The 15,556-nt window shown below is 61.7% G+C and carries 16 protein-coding genes and 2 pseudogenes; 13 read left to right on the forward strand and 5 right to left on the reverse strand.

The window, feature by feature from the left end:
• The 3 genes and pseudogenes from NKG99_RS09265 to NKG99_RS09275 all read left to right on the forward strand — a co-directional run.
• Positions 1–188 (forward strand): annotated as a pseudogene (locus NKG99_RS09265) (hypothetical protein); the annotation flags it as partial.
• A 93-nt stretch (positions 189–281) separates the two neighbouring features.
• Entirely contained in the window at positions 282–2,054 is a 1,773-nt protein-coding gene (locus NKG99_RS09270) for an AMP-binding protein (RefSeq protein ID WP_352866604.1), read from the forward strand.
• 43 nt (positions 2,055–2,097) lie between these two features.
• Complete coding sequence (locus NKG99_RS09275) at positions 2,098–3,201, forward strand: calcium:cation antiporter (protein WP_352866607.1); 1,104 nt, start codon at positions 2,098–2,100, stop codon at positions 3,199–3,201.
• Positions 3,202–3,300: 99 nt separating this feature from the next.
• On the opposite strand, the gene NKG99_RS09280 is transcribed toward NKG99_RS09275, so the two are convergent.
• Positions 3,301–4,209, reverse strand: a complete 909-nt coding sequence (locus NKG99_RS09280; protein ID WP_352866609.1) for a LysR substrate-binding domain-containing protein — start codon at positions 4,207–4,209, stop codon at positions 3,301–3,303.
• 101 nt (positions 4,210–4,310) lie between these two features.
• Between NKG99_RS09280 and NKG99_RS09285 the strand changes: the two genes are divergently transcribed.
• Positions 4,311–4,835: a DUF8737 domain-containing protein gene (locus tag NKG99_RS09285; protein ID WP_352866612.1), complete on the forward strand. Its 525-nt coding sequence runs from the start codon at positions 4,311–4,313 to the stop codon at positions 4,833–4,835.
• Positions 4,836–4,964: 129 nt separating this feature from the next.
• Here the strand turns inward: NKG99_RS09285 and NKG99_RS09290 are convergent, their stop codons facing one another.
• Positions 4,965–5,642, reverse strand: coding sequence for an MIP/aquaporin family protein (locus NKG99_RS09290; protein WP_352866614.1), 678 nt, complete (start codon positions 5,640–5,642; stop codon positions 4,965–4,967).
• Positions 5,643–5,958: 316 nt separating this feature from the next.
• Between NKG99_RS09290 and NKG99_RS09295 the strand changes: the two genes are divergently transcribed.
• The 5 genes and pseudogenes from NKG99_RS09295 to NKG99_RS09315 form a co-directional block, all read left to right on the forward strand.
• Positions 5,959–7,248: an RsmB/NOP family class I SAM-dependent RNA methyltransferase gene (locus tag NKG99_RS09295; protein ID WP_352866616.1), complete on the forward strand. Its 1,290-nt coding sequence runs from the start codon at positions 5,959–5,961 to the stop codon at positions 7,246–7,248.
• Positions 7,249–7,388: 140 nt separating this feature from the next.
• A complete protein-coding gene (locus tag NKG99_RS09300) occupies positions 7,389–7,847 on the forward strand; it encodes a PaaI family thioesterase (protein ID WP_352866618.1) in 459 nt (152 codons plus the stop codon).
• A 4-nt stretch (positions 7,848–7,851) separates the two neighbouring features.
• Entirely contained in the window at positions 7,852–8,487 is a 636-nt protein-coding gene (locus NKG99_RS09305; RefSeq protein WP_352866620.1) for a 5'-methylthioadenosine/S-adenosylhomocysteine nucleosidase, read from the forward strand.
• Between the two features lie 152 nt (positions 8,488–8,639).
• A complete protein-coding gene (guaA, locus tag NKG99_RS09310) occupies positions 8,640–10,202 on the forward strand; it encodes a glutamine-hydrolyzing GMP synthase (protein ID WP_352866622.1) in 1,563 nt (520 codons plus the stop codon).
• 318 nt (positions 10,203–10,520) lie between these two features.
• Positions 10,521–10,879: pseudogene (locus tag NKG99_RS09315) on the forward strand (Arm DNA-binding domain-containing protein); the annotation flags it as partial.
• A 256-nt stretch (positions 10,880–11,135) separates the two neighbouring features.
• Here the strand turns inward: NKG99_RS09315 and NKG99_RS35935 are convergent.
• Together NKG99_RS35935 and NKG99_RS09320 are read right to left on the reverse strand one after the other, a co-directional pair.
• Entirely contained in the window at positions 11,136–11,420 is a 285-nt protein-coding gene (locus NKG99_RS35935) for a putative antibiotic biosynthesis monooxygenase (protein WP_502910876.1), read from the reverse strand.
• 30 nt (positions 11,421–11,450) lie between these two features.
• Complete coding sequence (locus tag NKG99_RS09320) at positions 11,451–12,062, reverse strand: glutathione S-transferase family protein (RefSeq protein ID WP_352866624.1); 612 nt, start codon at positions 12,060–12,062, stop codon at positions 11,451–11,453.
• Between the two features lie 126 nt (positions 12,063–12,188).
• Here NKG99_RS09320 and NKG99_RS09325 point away from each other — a divergent pair, with 126 nt between their 5' ends.
• Entirely contained in the window at positions 12,189–12,983 is a 795-nt protein-coding gene (locus tag NKG99_RS09325; RefSeq protein ID WP_352866626.1) for an MmyB family transcriptional regulator, read from the forward strand.
• Between the two features lie 151 nt (positions 12,984–13,134).
• Here NKG99_RS09325 and NKG99_RS09330 read toward each other — a convergent pair whose 3' ends face one another.
• On the reverse strand, positions 13,135–14,043 hold the full coding sequence (locus NKG99_RS09330) for a LysR family transcriptional regulator (protein ID WP_352866628.1): 909 nt from the start codon (positions 14,041–14,043) through the stop codon (positions 13,135–13,137).
• A gap of 118 nt (positions 14,044–14,161) precedes the next feature.
• Here NKG99_RS09330 and NKG99_RS09335 point away from each other — a divergent pair, with 118 nt between their 5' ends.
• The 3 genes from NKG99_RS09335 to NKG99_RS09345 all read left to right on the forward strand — a co-directional run bounded on the left by NKG99_RS09335 (position 14,162) and on the right by NKG99_RS09345 (position 15,531).
• Positions 14,162–14,572 carry an alpha/beta hydrolase family protein gene (locus tag NKG99_RS09335; protein WP_352866630.1) on the forward strand — a complete coding sequence of 137 codons (411 nt, stop codon included), beginning with the start codon at positions 14,162–14,164 and terminating at the stop codon, positions 14,570–14,572.
• Positions 14,569–15,102 (forward strand): alpha/beta hydrolase family protein, encoded by a 534-nt coding sequence (locus NKG99_RS09340; RefSeq protein ID WP_352866633.1) that lies wholly within the window; start codon positions 14,569–14,571, stop codon positions 15,100–15,102. The genes NKG99_RS09335 and NKG99_RS09340 overlap by 4 nt, the downstream gene beginning before the upstream one ends.
• A gap of 108 nt (positions 15,103–15,210) precedes the next feature.
• Positions 15,211–15,531 carry a putative quinol monooxygenase gene (locus tag NKG99_RS09345; RefSeq protein ID WP_352866635.1) on the forward strand — a complete coding sequence of 107 codons (321 nt, stop codon included), beginning with the start codon at positions 15,211–15,213 and terminating at the stop codon, positions 15,529–15,531.
• The last annotated feature ends 25 nt before the right edge of the window (positions 15,532–15,556 follow it).

Consider the following 15,556-nt stretch of genomic DNA (forward strand, 5'->3'; position numbering starts at 1 on the left):
ACCCCACGCACACGCTCGCCTGGGCCGCCTGGTGTATCGCCAGGCTCGGAGGCTGGAACGGCTACGAAAGCGAGCGCCCGCCAGGGCCCATCACCTTCACCCACGGCCTCAGACGCTTCAACGCCATCACAGACGGCTTCGTTCTCGCCTCGCAAAATCAACCCGAAGCAAATGTGTGCGCACGCTAGCCTCAAGGGGGAGGGGATCGTCCAGTACCATCGGCGGGATTTCCACCGTCGCGGCAGGCTGATAGGCTCGACCAGTCCCGGGAGGAGAGAGCGATGCCAGTCAATCTCGACGAGCTGAAGAATGCCAGCAATTTGCGCGGACATGGATCGCGCAATGGCGGTGTCTTCGTAGCGCCCGTCGACGGCAAGGCGCATGTCTCCGGCGAGCGCACCGTGCCGCTGCTGAACAAGACGATCCCCGCGCTGTTTTCCGACACTGCCAGCAAATATGCCACGCAAGATGCCGCCGTCTTCGTCGACCAGGACAAGCGCTTCACCTGGAGCGAACTGTCGGACACGGTCGACGCGCTGGCCGCCGGCTTCCTGGCACTTGGCCTGGAAAAGGGCGATCGCGTCGGCATCTGGTCGCCCAACCGATGGGAATGGCTGGTGACGCAATTCGCCACCGCCCGCATCGGCCTGATCCTGGTCAACATCAACCCGGCCTACCGGCTGACCGAACTGGACTACGCGCTGAACAAGGTCGGCTGCAAGGCGCTGGTCACGGCGGCCAAATTCAAGACATCGGATTATCTCGGCATGATCGAGACGCTGGCGCCGGAGATCGCGAAGGCCACGCCCGGCAAACTCGAGGCGCAAAAACTGCCGGCGTTGAAGATCGTCATCCGCATGGGCGAGGACAACTCACCCGGCATGTTCAACTTCGGTGATGTGCTGGCCATGGCAGGCCGCGACGAGCATGACAGCCTCGATCGCATCTCGGAGGGGCTTAAGCCGGGCGAGGCCATCAACATCCAGTTCACGTCAGGCACGACAGGAGCCCCCAAGGGCGCGACGCTGACCCACGCCAACATCGTCAACAACGGCAATTTCGTCACCTCGGCGATCAAACTGACCGTCGACGACCGGCTCTGCATCCCGGTGCCGCTCTATCACTGCTTCGGCATGTCGATGGGCACGATAGGCTGCGTGTCGAAGGGCGCGACCATGGTTTTCCCGGGCAAGGGGTTCGACCCGGGCGCCACGCTGAAGGCGGTGGCTCAGGAACGCTGCACCGGGCTCTATGGTGTGCCGACCATGTTCGTCGCGCTGCTCGATCACCCGGACTTTTCATCTTTCGATCTCTCCAGCCTGCGCACCGGCATCATGGCCGGCTCGCCATGCCCGATCGAGGTGATGAAGAAGGTGGTGTCGCTGATGCACATGGAACAGGTGACCATCGCCTATGGCATGACCGAGACCAGCCCGGTCTCGTTCCAGAGCGGCGTCGATGACCCGCTGGAAAAGCGCGTTTCGACGGTCGGGCGCGTCCACCCGCATGTCGAGGTCAAGGCGGTCGATGCCGATGGCGCCACCGTCGCCGTCGGCGCGCCGGGCGAGCTTTGCACACGTGGGTATTCCGTGATGAAGGGCTACTGGGACGACGAGGAGAAGACCCGCGAGGCGATCGACGCCGACGGCTGGATGCACACCGGCGACCTCGCCACCATCGACGCCGAGGGCTATTGCAACATCGTCGGCCGGGTCAAGGACATGGTCATCCGCGGTGGCGAGAACGTCTACCCGCGCGAAGTCGAGGAATTCCTCTACCGCCATCCCAAGGTCAAGGAGGTGCAGGTCTTCGGCATTCCCGACGCCAAATACGGCGAGGAACTGTGCGCCTGGATCGTGCTCAAGCCCGGCCAGATCGTCACCGAGCAGGAAATCAAAAACTTCTGCGCCGGCCAAATCGCCCACTACAAGATCCCGCGCCATATCCGCTTCCGAACCGAATTGCCGATGACGGTGACCGGCAAGCCGCAGAAGTTTTTGATGCGCAATGCGATGATCGAGGAACTTGGGTTGGTGACGCAGAGGACGGCGTGAGTATAGGCTTTCCGCAAGGTTCGCAGAAACACACAGGGCTTGCATGAGTGGTTTCGCGCGATCGGTGACTTCTTATGCGATGCCGTTGGCCGCCTTGGTGATGGCTATCGCAGTCAGAGCCAGCGGGCTGTCGGTGGACGAAGGTTCGCCGAGCGTCAAGATCCTTGTCGGAGCGCTTTCGAGTGCGATCATGTTTATCACCATTTTCGTGGTGCTCGACCACGCCGAAGCGGTAGCTCGGCGAGTAGGGGAGCCTTACGGTACGTTGGTGCTGACTTTTGCCGTGACGGCAATCGAAGTGTCGATCATCGTTTCCATGATGCTGCATGGAGAGAACAATCCTACGCTTGCACGTGAGTCCGTCTTCTCGACGGTGATGATTACATCTACCGGCGTTGTCGGCACGTGTCTCACGCTTGGCGGCTGGCGCCATCGCAAGCAGGCAATCGTTCGACAAGGGACCAGCGCATATCTTGCGGTTCTGGCCGCGCTGACCGTCATGACGCTTATTCTGCCGACCTACACACGAACTACGGAGCCCGGCACATTTTCAGCAGCTCAACTTGGTTTCGTGAGCGTACTTTCAGTGCTGCTCTATGCAGGTTTCGTGTTCGCGCAGACTGTCCGGCATCGCGACGACTTCATCGAAGGACAAGCACACGATGTTTCGATGCGAACTGCCCCGCACGAAAGCATCTCTGCCAGCGCTCTGCTCCTGTTAATCGGGCTGATCGGAATTGTCATGCTCGCCGAGCAAGTCGCCGCAAGCGTTGAAGATGCGCTCGTTACCTACCAGGTGACCCAAGCTGACGCTATTGTGGGAGCATTGATCGCGGGGTTGGTTTTGATGCCAGAGGCCATTTCGGCGGTTCGTGCTTCACTCAACAATGAGCTGCAGCGCGGCTTGAATGTCGCGATGGGTTCGGCTTGCGCTACAATTGGTTTGACAATACCTGCGGTCGCAGCCGCCAGCCTGCTGACGGGAAGGGGTTTGACCCTGGGGCTCCCGGCGACCGACACAGTGCTTTTGATTTTGGCGCTTTTCATATGTAGCGTAAGCTTTAGCAATGAAAGAACGACATTCCTGACCGGCATGGTCCATCTTGTATTATTTTTTACTTACGTATTTCTGATATTTGTACCATGAAAGCTTTGGTTCGAGCAGGCAATTACTGCACGAATGAGGCAACTGCTACTGGTGACGCAGAAGATGGCGTGAGGGCAGGGTGCGACGTCCCTCATAACCTCACGCGCCGGATTTGAGGTGATCGATGAAGGCGCGCAGCTTCGGCAGGATCTGGCGTTTGCCGGGATGATAGAGGAAGACGCCCGGCGTCGTGGCGGCGACGCCGTCCAGCACCGATCTGAGTTTGCCCTGTTCTATCGGGGCTACGGCGACGGGTCGAGGCGTCTGTGCCAGGCCGATGCCTTGTATCGCCGCACCGAGCAACGTCGGATAGTCGTGCGCGATCAGCGGGCCGGAGACCATCGCCTCGATTGCCTCGTTGCCGTCGACGAAGGACCAGGGCGCGATGGCGCCGTTCGAGCGGCGCAATCGCAGGCAGGCGTGGTGGCGCAAGTCGTCCACACGCTCGGGGCTGCCGTGGCGCTCGAGATAGTCCGGGCTGCCGACAACCACGAACGGGAACGACGGCGTCAGCCGCACAGCGACCATATCGGGCGCGATGAACTGGCCGAGGCGGATGCCGGCATCGAACCCGCCGGTGGCGAGATCGACCATTTCGTCGCTTGCGGCGATCTCCAGTTCGATCTCGGGATAGGTTCGGCAGAAAGACGCGATCATCGGCTCCAGGATCAACGGCACGACGGCGCGGGGTACGGACAGGCGCAGCAACCCGGTCGGCCGTTGGCCGAGGTCGCGCGCGGCCTCGCCTGCCGCGACGAGTTCCTCGAAGGCAGGGCCCGCACGGTCGAGGAACCGCTGACCGGCCTCGGTCAAACCGACGCTCCGCGTCGTGCGCACGAACAGCGCCGCACCCGTGCGGGCCTCCAGCGTGCGTACCGCTTGGCTCACGGCCGACGGCGTCACGCCGAGGTCCGCGGCGGCACGGCGGAAATTGCGCCGCCTGGCGACGGCCAGGAAGGCTTCGACGCCTTCCAGCGCACCGTGTCGAACTGTGTAGTTCTGCTTCATAGGTTGTGGTGATTACACCGGCTAGTCGAACTATGAAAGCTGGCTTAGATGTAACCGACTGGCTGGGAGGCTGCGTGAACCAGCCGCTGACAGGAGGCCAAATGTCCACGGAAATGCTGTTCCAGACCCATCTCGTTCTAGGCTACGTCGCGTGGCTGCTTTGCTTTGGCGCATATGGTCTGCCGTGGCTGAGCTCAATGGACCGGGTCGCCGCGCAACGTGCGATCGCCACCCTGCACAGCTTCCGCTTCTTTGGCCTCGTGTTCATCCTGCCGGGCGTCGTTAGCCGCGATCTGCCGGCCGGCTTCGCCGTGTTCGCCGCCTATGGCGACTTCGCGACAGGGGTGCTGGCGATGCTGGCGCTGCTCACGGTGAGGATACCACCGCTCTTCTGGCCGCTCGTCGTCGCCTTCAACCTTGTCGGAATGGCCGAGCTCGTCGTCGATTATTACCACGCCATCCAGGTCGGCCTCCCCGCGCACGCGGAACAACTGGGCGCCGCCTACGCGATCCCGATCATCTACGTGCCGCTGCTGATGATCACGCACATCGCCGCATTCTATTTTCTGCTGCGTCCTCACCAGAACGCGACCCGAGCCATTGCAGACGATGCGGCTGTTTCATAGAGCATCCGGAGGTCCGTTTCGGGTCCTAACGACCACCGGCCCCACTGTGCCTTTGACGGCAAGAGCATCCACCAAGGAAAAAGGCGCGGACCCGGGCCCGCGCCTTTTTCTCGTTCAGCCTTTCGAAGCTCAGTCCTTCTCGAAGATGCGCGCCTTGGCGACGACGCCGGCGATGGCGCCGCCGATCAACGGTGCGACGATGAAGAGCCAGAGCTGGCCGATCGCGGCAGTTCCCGAAAACAGCGCCGGGCCGATCGAGCGGGCCGGGTTGAGCGAGGTGCCGGTCACCGGGATGATGGCGAAATGCAATCCTGCCAGCGTCAGGCCGATGACCAGCCCGGCAAACGCCGTTGAGTGCTTTTCAGCCGTGACGCCCAGGATCACCGTGACGAAGGTGAAGGTGCCGATCACTTCCCACAGGAACGCCGAGCTGACGCCCCATTTCGTCACGTCCCAGCCATTGGCGCCGAAGCCGCCAGTGTGTCCGCCGGTCTGACCGGAGACGATGATCCACAACGCCAGCGAGGCGAGGATGGCGCCGATGACCTGCGCGATCCAGTAGGGGATGACGTCCTTGGCCGGCAGCCGGCCGGCAAGGAAGACTCCGAGCGTCACCGCCGGATTGAGATGCGCGCCCGAAATAGGGCCGATCGCATAGGCCGCCGCAATGAGGCCGATGCCGAACGCCAGACCGATGCCTTCCTGGCCAAGCGGCAGCGCACCGCCGAAGCCGCCCGTCACCACAGAAGCCGTACCGATGAACACCAATAGAAATGTGCCTAGAACTTCCGCCAGATAAGTTTTCATTGCCCTCTCCTCGTAGCGATCCGCCGGTCCGCCTTTTCCGCGCCGCGAATCATGGCGCCAAGAGTATTCTCAACTGAAAAACTTGGGAAGCAGAGCGGTTGCGTCACATGCCATGCTTGAAGTCGCCGGTCACGAATATTAGAGACCGTTCATCTATTGATCGATCTGCTGCCGCCGGCTTAGGGCATATACTGGCTGGCTCGCTGGTCTCGGTTTGGATTGCCTCGTCGTCGCCAGGCGGAAGCGGGGTTCAATCCAGGCGCGAAAGGCTCTAAGAGCAGGCTAAGATCACGTGCTCGATTTGATGGAATGACGAATGCGACTGGGCGGACGGCTGGCTGCGGCCATCGAAGTGCTGGAAGACATCGGCCGACGCCACCGGCCGGTGGCGGACGCGCTGAAGGATTGGGGCCTGTCGCATCGCTTCGCCGGCGGCGGTGACCGCGCGGCAATCGGCAACATCGTCTATGATGCCTTGCGCCACAAGCGTTCCGCCGGCTGGCTGCTGGGCGAGGACACGCCGCGCGCCATCGGCTTCGGCGCCCTGCTGCTCGAATGGGGCCAGACCGCACAATCGCTTAACGACGCGCTCGATGGCGACAAGTTCGCACCGCCGCTGCTGACCGCCGCCGAGCTTCAGGCAATCGCCGAACGCCGGCTTGCCGATGCGCCGGACACGGTACGGGCGGATGTTCCCGACTGGTGCGCGCCGCTTTTCGAACGAGCCTTTGGCCCCACTTGGGTCGACGAGGGAGCGGCGCTGGCGACACGCCCGCCGCTCGATCTCAGGGTCAATACGTTGCAGGCCAATCGCGACAAGGTGCTGGCCGAACTGTCGGGAACCGGCGCGAAACCCGCCGCCATCGCCCCGCACGGTATCCGCATCCCGCCGATCGACGGCGACGGCAGGCACCCGAACGTCCAGGCCGAGCCGGCGTTCCAGAAAGGCTGGTTCGAGGTCCAGGACGAAGGCTCGCAAGTGGCGGCCGCCCTTGCCGGGGCCGAAGCCGGCATGCAGGTGCTGGATTTCTGCGCCGGCGCCGGCGGCAAGACGCTGGCGCTGTCGGCTTCGATGGGCAATAGGGGCCAGATCTTCGCCCACGACGCCGAAAAGGCGCGGCTGGCGCCGATCTTCGACCGCATCCGTCGTTCGGAAAACCGCAATATCCAGATCGTCACCAAGCCGACCGAACTCGCCCCGCTCGGCAACCACATGGATATCGTGCTGGTCGATGCGCCCTGCACCGGCAGCGGCACCTGGCGGCGCCGTCCAGATGCCAAGTGGCGGCTGACGCAAAGACAGCTCGACGCCCGCAAGGGTGAGCAATCGGCGATCCTCGATGCGGCCAAAGCCTATGTCAAGTCAGGCGGCCTGCTGGTCTACATCACCTGCTCGGTCTTCGATGAGGAGAATGGCGAGCAGGTCGCGGCCTTCCGCGACCGCAACAGCGGTTTTGTCCCGGTCGATCATCGCGCGCTCTGGGACGGCCGTTTTCCCGGCCATGCGGCAGCCGCACGCATCGGTGCCAAAGGCGACATCTCGCTGTCGCCGGCGCTGAGCGGCACCGACGGGTTCTACTTCTGTGCGTTGCGCAGGTCGGCCTGAACCTCATTGGATACCGCCAATCCCGGCGGATGCGTAACCCTTGCCGGCAGACGAGACCGATTGCTGCAGTGCAGCAAAAGCGTTTGCCTGCCGCCCATGCCTCTGCAATAAGCTTATCCGCATAAAGGAAAGCAGCGGCCATGGCAGCAAAGATCGTACCCGCCCCGGACTATGACGACCGCGTCAGGACATCCTTCGCGCGTCAGAAAGCGATGGCCACGATCGGCGCCGAACTGACGCTGGTGACGCCCGGTATCATCGAGATCGAGATGCCTTATTCGGCGGCGCTCACCCAGCAGCACGGTTTTCTCCATGCCGGCGTCATTTCGACCGCGCTGGACTCGGCCTGCGGCTATGCGGCGTTTTCGCTGATGCCGGAAAACTCAGGCGTGCTGACCATCGAGTTCAAGGTCAATCTGCTGGCGCCGGGCCGAGGCGAGCGCTTCCTGTTCCGCGGCTCCGTGACCAAACCCGGCCGCACCATCATCGTTGCCGATGGCCAGGCCTATGCCTTCGCCGCCGACGGCGAAGCCAAGCTGATTGCCACGATGACCGGAACGATGATGACGGTGGTCGGGCGGGACGGCATTGAAGGGTGATCCGATGGGCAACGTTGCGCGACTAGGCAGCAAGGGCGTCCTCTTCGTCATGGCGGCACAGGCCGAATACGGCCCGCACCTCAAGCAACTGTTCACGCCGCTGATGACCGGTGTCGGGCCGGTCGAGGCCGGCGTCAGGCTGGGCGCCGAACTCTCCTGGCTGAAGTCGCGGAAGGCGCTGCCGGACCTCGTCGTGTCGCTCGGCTCGGCCGGCAGCCGGACGCTGGAGCAGACGGAAATCTACCAGGCGGTGTCGGTCAGCTATCGCGACATCGACGCCTCGCCGCTCGGTTTCGAGAAAGGGGCGACGCCGTTTCTCGATCTGCCGGTGACGGTGCCACTGCCGTTCAAAATTCCTGAAATCAGGGAGGCGACGCTGTCGACCGGCGGCGCGATCGTCACCGGCGCGGCTTATGATGCGATCGCCGCCGACATGGTCGACATGGAGACCTTCGCTTGCCTGCGCGCCTGCCAGTTGTTCGATGTGCCGCTGATCGGACTGCGCGGCATCTCCGACGGCGCGGCTGATCTGCGGCACGTCAACGACTGGACCGAATATCTGCACGTCATCGACGAGAAGCTGGCCGGGGCGGTCGGGCTGCTGGAACAGGCAATCCGCCACGGTCTGCTCGGCGCCTGACCGCAAATCGGATCAAGCCGCCAAGCTTGCGGCCGGAGAGGCTGCTGCAATGGATGAAGACGCTGGCGCTGAAGGTGAAGTCGTGGAATCGAAGTGACAGCTAGGCCTCGCAACCCATTGCGCCGACTCATTTCTTTCTCTAAACGCTCGCCATGAAAACAGCCAATCATCCCGACACCGTCCTGATTGTCGATTTCGGCAGCCAGTTTACCCAGCTCATCGCCCGCCGCGTCCGCGAGGCCGGAGTGTTTTCCGAGATTGTGCCGTTCCAGTCGGCCGAAGCGGCGTTCAAGCGCATCAATCCGAAGGCTGTCATCCTGTCCGGCGGCCCGGCTTCGACCGGCGATATCGGCAGTCCGCGCGCGCCGCGGATCGTCTTCGACGCCGGCGTGCCGGTGCTCGGCATCTGCTATGGCCAGATGGCCATGTGCGTGCAGATGGGCGGCGTCGCCGAAAGCTCCGACCATCGCGAATTCGGCCGCGCCTTCGTCGAGATCGAAAAGGACAGCCCGCTGTTCGAGGGCCTGTGGGCGCCCGGCCAGCGCCACCAGGTGTGGATGAGCCACGGCGACCGCGTCATCTCCTTGCCCCAGGGGTTCGAAGTGTTCGGCAAGTCGGAAGGCTCGCCCTTCGCCATCTTCGGCAATATCGAGCGCAAGATGTACGGCATCATGTTCCATCCCGAGGTGGTGCACACACCCGATGGCGCCCGGCTGCTGCGCAACTTCGTCCACAACATCGCCGGCATCGAGGGCGACTGGACCATGCGCGCCTACCGCGAGCACGCCGTCGAGGCCATTCGCAAGCAGGTCGGCAAGGGCAAGGTCATCTGCGCGCTGTCGGGCGGCGTCGACTCCTCGGTCGCGGCGCTGTTGATCCATGAGGCGGTCGGCGACCAGCTGACTTGCATTCTTGTCGACCACGGCCTGATGCGCAAGGACGAGGCCGCGGGCGTGGTGGCGATGTTCCGCGAGCACTACAATTTGCCGCTCATTCTGGTGAACGCATCGGACCGTTTCATCGACGCCTTGGAGGGCGAGTCGGACCCGGAGAAAAAGCGCAAGACAATCGGCCGGCTGTTCATCGAGGTGTTCGAGGAGGAGGCCAAGAAACTCGGCGGCGCCGAATTCCTGGCGCAAGGCACGCTCTATCCCGACGTCATCGAAAGCGTCTCCTTCACCGGCGGCCCGTCGGTGACGATCAAATCGCACCACAATGTCGGCGGCCTGCCCGCGCGCATGAACATGCAACTGGTCGAGCCGCTGCGCGAACTGTTCAAGGACGAGGTGAGGGCGCTCGGTAAGGAACTCGGTCTGCCCGAGAGCTTCATCGGCCGGCATCCATTCCCAGGTCCGGGTCTCGCCATCCGCTGCCCCGGCGGCATCACCCGCGAAAAGCTGGAGATCCTGCGCGAGGCCGACGCCATCTATCTCGACGAGATCCGCAAGGCCGGCCTCTACGACGCCATCTGGCAGGCCTTCGCCGTTCTGTTGCCGGTGCAGACCGTCGGCGTGATGGGCGATGGCCGCACCTACGAATTCGTCTGCGCCCTGCGTGCCGTCACCTCGGTCGATGGCATGACGGCGGATTTCTATCACTACGACATGGCGTTCCTCGGAGCTGCCGCCACCCGCATCATCAACGAAGTCCGCGGCATCAACCGCGTCGTCTACGACGTCACCTCGAAGCCGCCGGGAACGATTGAGTGGGAATGATTTTTGCCCGTCCGGCTGTATCCGTTTGTACGCTCTAGTACGCCTTAAGGCATTGAAACATAACGATAATCGTGACGGCATCTATTGCCGTCTATCGAGGGGCAGTGCTTCGATTTGACGGTATAGCAGACGGTATGGGGAAACTTGTTCGATCTGGAGTTTCGCTATACCGTCATGGCTAAGAGAGCTGCTGACGGTATTATTTTTGGTATTAACAGGCTGATTCCAAAAGGGATTTATGCTTCTAGCATCGCCTATTTGGCCTGACGGTATAATCGGTGCCTCTCTCCAGTTTTTGAACGGTTTTTGGAGGCCCTCATGCTAACTGACACAGCGATTAAGGCGCTGAGATCACAGAAGAAATTGTACAAGGTGAGCGATCGTGACGGTATGTACGTTGTAGCGCAGCCGTCGGGGCGATCGTGTTTCGGTACGACTACCGCCTCAACGGACGTCGAGAGACGCTGACGCTCGGCCGATACGGCCCCGATGGCCTCTCGCTTGCCAGGGCTCGCGAGAAGCTGATCGACGCGAAGCGGGCCATTTCAGAGGGACGGTCGCCTGCTCAAGAGAAGCAGCACGACAAGCGCCGACTGAAGGAGGCGAAGCGGTTCGGCGAGTTCGGCGAGAAGTGGTTCCAAGAGTCGCGCATGAGCGACGCGGCGAAAGCTCCCCGTGCTCGGCCGCGATCATCGCGTAACGAAGGTATCGAAGGTCGAGAGACATATTTGGCATGCGTTCCCGGCATCCTTAATGCTGCTCGTGTTTGCCGATGGCTCGCTTTGGCCGACTTCATCGTCCACCTCCAGGCACCGGGCGGGTTGTTTCTCGGGATTAGGTTCGGCCTCAGAGGAGTGTGTTCGCGCCGTCCTCTGAGAGGATCAGTCGGTCGGAAGGCGCATTATAGACGGCTGATGCCGGAGCTCTCCACCTTTACCGACTCCACGGCGCTGAGCGAGGCCGCAGGAACCAGTCGAAGTGTTTTGCTATCAACGGGCTCACAACAAAGACAATTAGGCTTACTGTGATCGGCGTTAGAACCAGTGTTCGATGCCACACAGCCCAGTTGTCGGCCAGCGGACTCAATGCGTAGAGCAGGAGTGTCACGATCGGGTAGACGAATACAATCATGACGACTGTCATTCTGATTTTAGATGGTCTGATCGGAGCGACGACGGGGCCGTCGCATGCCTTCAGATTATTCAAATCGCAGGTCATAGCCTTGGGCTTGTTCAAATCACTAACCCCTTAGTATTCGGCGCTCGGTCGCTGGCGAAACTTCTTGTACCAGGCGTCAAGGCGCGGATGGACGGAGCCGAAGGGTTGGTCGAACCTCTCCCGGCATGTTTGAAAAATTGAAAATCCCGTGCAGTCCGCGATCGTAGGCCTATCTCCTGCCAGAAACTCGTTATCTCCGATCGTCACCTCCAGGACATCCAGTATTTCGGTGACATACCCAAAGAGTTTGGCAGCAACCTCCGGTGATGGCGACGGCTCCTTGGCGGGAAAGGATTGAGTAACGTTCCACAGCCAAAGCTGAGACCGGACCACCAGATCAGTTCCCAGGCGCTCAAGCGAGCGCACTTTCGCTCGGGAAACCGGATCTGTCCCCATCATTGGCGTGTCGGGATACAGCTCCTCCAGATACTCGACTATGGCAGCCGAGTCTGTGATCGGCATACCCTCATCCGTCACGAGTGTCGGGGCTCGTCCGCTGGGATTGATCGCGAGGTATTCACGCGACTTGTGCTCCCCTCCCGCGTAATCGAGTTCATATCGCGGAACGTCGATCCCTTTTTCGTTCAGGTAAATGATAACGCGCCGAGGATTTGTCCCCCTTTGAAACTGGTAGAGCAGCATACCATCCAACCTTCCGACCTTGGGCAATTCGATCACTAGCCATGTCTCAGAAATCTACGGGCAAATTTATCGTGTTACAATGGAGCTTTTATGCTATTACTAAAGTGATGCTTTGCGAGGTGAGACGTGGCGTCTGATCGTTTAACGCGTGTGCCGGCCAGACAGGCGCTGTCGGACTTCATCCGCCAATGTCGCGAACGCACTTCGCCTGAATCGCTTGGCTTGCCGCAGGTGCGCCGCCGTCGAACCAAAGGCCTTCGTCGTGAGGAAGTCGCCGCTTTGGCTGGTGTCGGTTTGACGTGGTACACTTGGTTCGAGCAGGGACGCGACATAGCAGTATCGGATGATTTCCTCCATCGATTGGCGCGAGGACTTCGCCTCGACCGAGCCGAACGGGAGCACCTTTTTGCACTGGCTGGCCGTGAGACATTTGCGGATGGCGCTGAAAGTGCCGAGTTTCCTCAGTCACTCGTAAGGATGATCAATGCTCTCGATCAAGCCGCCTACATAATGAACAGCGCTTGGGATGTCCTGGCCCATAACGAGGCGGCCGGGATCCTGTTTGAAGACTTCAAATTGCCGCGACCGAATATACTCCGCATCGTTTTCTTTTCCGACCACTACCGGCAGAGGATTCAAAACTGGCAGTTCGCCGCGAGGCTTGTCCTGCTCAAGGCACGCCATGACTATCTGACGGGCGGGAAGAGCCCGACTTTAAGGTCCATCCTCAACGAGGTACTTCAAGCCGTTCCACAAACTATGGAATGGTGGGATGAGCCCGAAATCCTCCGAATCGGCGATACGGACATTACGCTCCGCGATGGACAGGGCAGGTGGCGAAGCTATCGCCTCAATATCCTCGTCTCCGAGGACAGGCCCGGACTTCGCATCGCCTTCTACGATGAAAAAGTAGCAGCTTGAGCGCACAGCCTTACAGCGTGGTGGACGCCAGATGCAGAAGATGGTTGTTCAAGACCGGCAGATGCCTTTGGGCCGCGAACCCGCCCACAGTTATAGGAGGTCTGGTTGGCGATTTTCCATAGAGTGTTTTGGCTTGCCGGGCTGTAAAGCCTCACGCCGATTTCACTGACTTTATGAAATCGAGGAATGCCCGCAGTGGGGGCGGAACAAGACGGCGTCCGGAATAATAGAGAAAAGGGCCGGGAAAAGGCGTCCACCATTCAGGCAGAACGGGGTTCAGTTTTCCGGCTTCGATATGCGGCTGCAGCCATTCCTCGAACAGGCCTATGATCCCGACACCGGCGACCGCCATGTCCACCGCCAGGTCCATCGCGCCGCTGATGCTCACGGTCAGCGGCCCCTTCGGCTCGATCCGGACCGTCTCGTCGCCGCGTTCAAGCTCCCATGGGCTGAAGAGCGACCCGTTGTCGAACCGTCCACGCAGGCATCGATGCTGCAGCAGATCCCGCGGATGCTCTGGATTGCCCGCCTGGGCGAGATAGTCCGGCGCGGCGGCCATCGCGAACCGCTGCACCCGCGGACCGATCGGCACCGCGATCATGTCCTGCTCCAGCTTCTCGTCGTAGCGGATCCCGGCGTCAGCGCCGGCCGCGAGCACGTCGACGATGGTGTCCTCGGCGACGACCTCGACCTGAATGTCTGGGTAGAGGGTGAGAAACTCCGGCAGGAGTGTCGGGAGCACCAATCGCGCGACACCTACGGGCACGTTGAGCCGGAGCGTGCCCGCCGGCGTGTCGCGCAGGTCATTGAGGCTAGCGAGCGCCGCATCCATCTGCGTGAGGAGAGGAGCCAATTGCTCGACAAGCCGCCCGCCGGCTTCGGTCGGGGAGACGCTGCGGGTGGTGCGGTGAAGCAGGCGCACACCCAGCCGGTCCTCCAGGCGGCGCACGGTTTCACTGAGCGTCGTCGGGCTGACGCCGAGTAAGCGCCCGGCTTCGCGGAAACCACGCGCCCTCGCGACGGCGACAAACGCCGTGAGATCGTCGATGTTCGCAACCAATGTCCAGTTATCCGTACAGCCTGTGTTGATAATGCCGGATTATCGCTATGATCCGCAAGGGGTACATGTTGGGCATCAGCCACCTTCCAACCCGGCTGAGCTCTGAAAGGAAATTGACATGACCCAGGTAACGGAAGCTGCAACAGCACAACCGACCCGCGCCGAGCTCATCGCCGGTCTGGTCTCCGCCATGGCGAACCCGGCGCGTTCGCCGATCCTCCGCTCGCCGGCTGACGACGGCATCGCCTTCTCGGACGTCTTCTTCCCCGCGATGGACGGGGTGACGATCGAGGGCTGGTTCATCCCCGGCGACAGTGATCGCCTGATCATCGCCAACCATCCGATCTGGGCTAACCGGCAAGGCTACCCCGGCCATCTGAAGCCCTACAGCGACGCCTGGGAAGCGAGCGGCAACAACATCGAAGTCAACTTCATGCCGGACTACAAGCACCTGCACGAGGCGGGCTACAACATCCTCGCCTACGATCTGCGCAACTTTGGCCAGAGCGGCGCCGGCAGCGGCGCGTGATCGGCAACGGCATCCGCGAGTATCGCGACGTGATCGGCTCGCTGCGCTACGTCCGTTCACGCCCCGATCTCAAGAACCTGAAGCTCGGCCTGCTCAGCCGCTGCTGCGGCATGAACGCGACCATGGTTGCCATCTCCAAGCACCGCGAGGAGTTCGACGACGTTCGGGCGATCGTCGCGCCGCAGCCGATCTCGCTCAGCTCCTTCTACCGCACGATCCTCGACCACATGGGGATGCCGGATGCGCTGCCAGAGGTCGCCGACGCCCTGCGCCGCATGACCAGCATGGAGTTGAAGGACATGGACATGCCGCCCTATGCAACGGCCGTGGATATTCCGACGCTGCTCCTGCAGGTCCGCGACGACACGCTGACCACGCCCGCCGACGTGCAGGCGATCTATGACGCCATGCCAACCGACCAGAAGGACCTGATCTGGATCGACGGCACGAACCGGCGCTTCGACGGCTACAACTACCTGCCCGCCAACCCCAAGCCGATGCTCGACTGGTTCGAACGATTCATGAAGTGAAGCACCTGCCGGTCGGCCGCGTGCCTGCCGCATCGGGTCAAACGATCCCGAGCGGCAGCTCCGGCCGGACCATCCTATTCGCAAGAGCTATCTGAAAAGGAGGACAAGATGTCCAACATTAACAACACTCTCACCGTCGTGCTGTGGGAAGCCAAGGCGAAGCCGGGCCGCGAGGCCGAGATGAAGGACTTCCTGACCGCAGCGGTGACGCCATCGAGGCACGATGCCGGCTGCATCGACTACGAGCCGCACGAGATGGAAGGTCAGCCCGGCACCTTCATCATCTATGAGCGCTGGATAAGCCGGGAAGCGCTCGAAGCACACCTTCACGCGCCGAGGATGCAGGAACTGGTGCCGCAGCTTCTCGAACTCATGGAGGGGTCGATTGAGGCCGGGATCCGGCTCCTTCGCCCATTTCGTCCGGCTTGAGGTCGGGCGACATCGAACGCGAGGA

This window comes from Mesorhizobium sp. M1409, from assembly GCF_040317535.1.
Classification (GTDB): domain Bacteria; phylum Pseudomonadota; class Alphaproteobacteria; order Rhizobiales; family Rhizobiaceae; genus Mesorhizobium.